The sequence below is a fragment of the Flavobacterium flevense genome, assembly GCF_900142775.1.
In the GTDB taxonomy this organism is placed as follows: domain Bacteria; phylum Bacteroidota; class Bacteroidia; order Flavobacteriales; family Flavobacteriaceae; genus Flavobacterium; species Flavobacterium flevense.
The window spans coordinates 1-3,214 of the sequence record NZ_FRCC01000025.1 but is presented as its reverse complement, the minus strand read 5'-3'; the positions used below and the strand labels follow the sequence as shown (position 1 = coordinate 3,214).

Below are 3,214 nucleotides of genomic sequence, written 5' to 3'. Positions count from 1 at the left end.
ATGGCTCTAAAACTAACTAAATAACCTTGTTTGAGAACACTAGGAAGCTCTTGACGCAATTCTAATCCTGTTGAAGTTTTAATTTTTGCATAATATTTTTTGCCTTCCATCGGTACCATTTGCAATTTTCCCATTCCATCATGTACACTTTCAAAAACAGAGACTAATTCGTTATTAGAATCATAGATTTCACCTTTAATATCTATTGGTATTCCATTTAGTTCAACTGCTTTAAAACCGACTACACTGGCTACGTTTTCTAAAAGCGATCCGCCTTCAGGGTAATAATCAACTTGAAAAGTATTTGGTTTTGTTGCTTCTTTTTTAACTGTTTTAGATTCTAAAGGAATGTTTTTAGTTGTTTTCGGTTTGTCATTTGGAGCAAAAACATCAATAATCTCGATATCTTTTTTGAATACAAAATCATTTCCAAAATTCCGATTCCAATTAGTATAAGCTCTTAATTGATAAGTCCCGGGTTTAACACCAAGAGAATCCTGCAATTGAAAATCACCATGTCCCAATCCCATTTCTAAATTGGTTTTATTTCGAGCAATTATTTTAGAATCAGCCGAGATTAATTCGACATACAAAATATTACTGTTATCAAAAAGCAAATTATTAGAAGCTCGAACATTATAAGCTTTGTACCATAAATCTTCACCCAGAAAATAAGTGTTTCTATCAGTATGCAGATACACTTTTTCAATATCAGGACTATTTTGAAGGTCTTGTGCCCGAACGCAAAAAGAAAGAAAAAAAACAACCCATGAAAATCCTAAAACATATTTTTTATTGTAGATAAAATCTTTTTGCATAAACTGTATTTTAAAAGTTGCATTCATTTATTTTTAACAAAACTATTTTTCTTCTATAAAATTTCTTTCATCATTAGATAATAATATAGAGTTTGAATGCGTAACAATATCTTTAGGAAGATTTTGATATATAGGTTTTGATAAATTAATTAGACCAACATTCTTAACTTTTTCGATTTGAGTATTTTTTAGTACATATAAATTGTTTTTTATATTTCCATTATGCTTTACATCATTGTATGTGATATTAAAATCTGCGCTTACTTGAAATGAGTTTACTGCCCATTTGTTATTTTTATTTTTTTGAAAATTTAATGCCGAAATAGAATTGATAGTCTCATACGAAAACTCTTTGTTCCCTCTGCTAGTATAACTTTTGATTATTCTATCTTTATTTTCAACTTCATTGGTAAATGAAATTATTGCTTTAGTCTCGTTATCGAATATAATTTTTCCTTTACTTCTAAAAGAATACGTATATCTCTTTTTCCATTCAGTTGTAAAAGAAACCGTTGTCTCATTTACTGAAGAATTTTCAATAATAAAATCAAGTTTAGGATTGGTTTTTATGAAATTAATTAGAAAAACATTCAAATAAATAGTATTGATTAGATTTTTTGTATCAATAAAACCACTGTTTGATGGGATATTTTCTTTCGGAATATCCGTAAAAATATCCATTGGGTTATTTACATTAAAATCTATTGCACCTAAGCGTAATTTTAGATCTCTTAAATGACTGTAATTGTAGCTTCTACTCCACCAGTTCACTTTAGTTACTATCAATCGCTTTAGTTTGTTATCAATTGATAGTATTTCTTTAAAATTACATTCTTTTTCAAAAGGTTGATTCTCATATAAACTTTCGTAATTTTCAAGAACATATTGTAGTGCTTTAGTTAAATTAAAAGAACTCACAATGACTTCGTCCAAAATAACTGATTTTGGAGTTAAATAAAAAGTATTCGAATTTGGCAACTCTTTAGAATTGATAATTCTTTCCTGATAAGCTATATGTGAAATTTTTAAATCATAGTCCCGAATATTTATTGTAGCTTCTCCATCTGCATTTGTAAATGTACCTTCCTGAATTGCCGGATAATAAATATTTACTGTTTCAATCGGTAATTTAGTTTCACTATCCAATATAAAAATTTCATTGTTTTGAGAATATAAAACAATACTATTCAATAGAATAAGAATACTTAGATATTTTTTTATCTTGTTCATCATTTTTTTTCTTTAACAAATGAGAATTATAACTTATTTTTTGATGCTGTAATAGGTTGTTTTTGCAACAGGAATTCCATTAGCAGTAATCCCTTCCAGAACTACTTTTACTTTAGTTTCAGCATTGGTATTGTAATAATCAACACTTGTTTCACCCGTTTTATCAGGATAGATTAAAGGATTCCAATAAATCGTGTTTCTTACGGCAGTCATATTATTTATCTCAATCTCGGTATTTTCTAAATCAGATGAGTAAAAATTTCGTTCTGTATAAAAACCTTCTATTTCTCTTTTTACAGCATAAACAGGAACTTTTTTAGGTTTATCGTTCCAATTTCTATTTATAAAAATTGAAATAATAGGTACACCTAGTTCTCTTACTACCTCTATTTTTACAATTTCATTAGGTAAAATATAATCTAAGTCATAATTATAAACTCCAAAACCATTTACTAATATACTTGGAACATCCTTTTCACCCACAACGCGTAAATCCTTATCAAATCTATCCTTAACCCAAACACCAGGTACTATCTCCAATACATCCCAAATAGAAACTAATGTTTTTGTTACTACATCAGAGGTGTAAGTACTAAAAGGATTCTTATAATAGACTGGTTGCCAATATTTATTCTTAGATTTAACTACAACTTCATCCAAAACATTTTCGGGTTTTACTCCAAAAACTGTAAATTTCTTTAGTACATTTTCAGTAAACGAATTATTTATTTGTTGTAAAACGATTGATTCTTTTTTTAAAGAAACCAACATTGGAGCCAGTTCAATAGAGTCCAAAACTATTTCTCCTCTAAATTTTCCTTTTTCATCCCTGGTATTCAAATACATATTCGTTTTTCCAGAAAACAATAGGTTTTCAAATTGGAAACGACCAATAGAATCGGTAACTGCACTAAAAATATTCCGATTCTTTTGACTCATTAAAGCCAGAGTTAAATTATTATTGACCAATGGCTTATCCGCAAAAACTTGCTTCACTCTGCCTGAAATGGTGATTCCTTTTTCTACTTTGTAACTAGCAGTTTCATCAATTTTTGGAATTGTTTTCCAAACAAAATCGCGCCAACCTTGGGTCAACAATAAATTATCTAGATGTTCTAATCGTTTTAGATTTGTAGTATCAAAATAATAGGCAGGATGATAGACTT

General features: G+C 28.6%; 3 protein-coding genes. All 3 read right to left on the bottom strand.

What is annotated here, in order from left to right:
* On the bottom strand, positions 1-818 hold an 818-nt coding region (locus tag BUB89_RS17685; RefSeq protein WP_200806848.1), incomplete at its 3' end, for a hypothetical protein.
* A gap of 42 nt (positions 819-860) precedes the next feature.
* A complete protein-coding gene (locus BUB89_RS17680) occupies positions 861-2,051 on the bottom strand; it encodes a carboxypeptidase-like regulatory domain-containing protein (protein ID WP_141384654.1) in 1,191 nt (396 codons plus the stop codon).
* 30 nt (positions 2,052-2,081) lie between these two features.
* Positions 2,082-3,214, bottom strand: a 1,133-nt coding sequence (locus BUB89_RS18125) for a Plug domain-containing protein (protein WP_159434594.1), incomplete at its 5' end; no start/stop codon positions are given.

Bases quoted from the DNA above. Each gene is read 5' to 3' on its own strand.
- BUB89_RS17680 (WP_141384654.1), bottom strand. From the start codon at position 2,051: ATGATGAACAAGATAAAAAAATATCTAAGTATTCTTATTCTATTGAAT.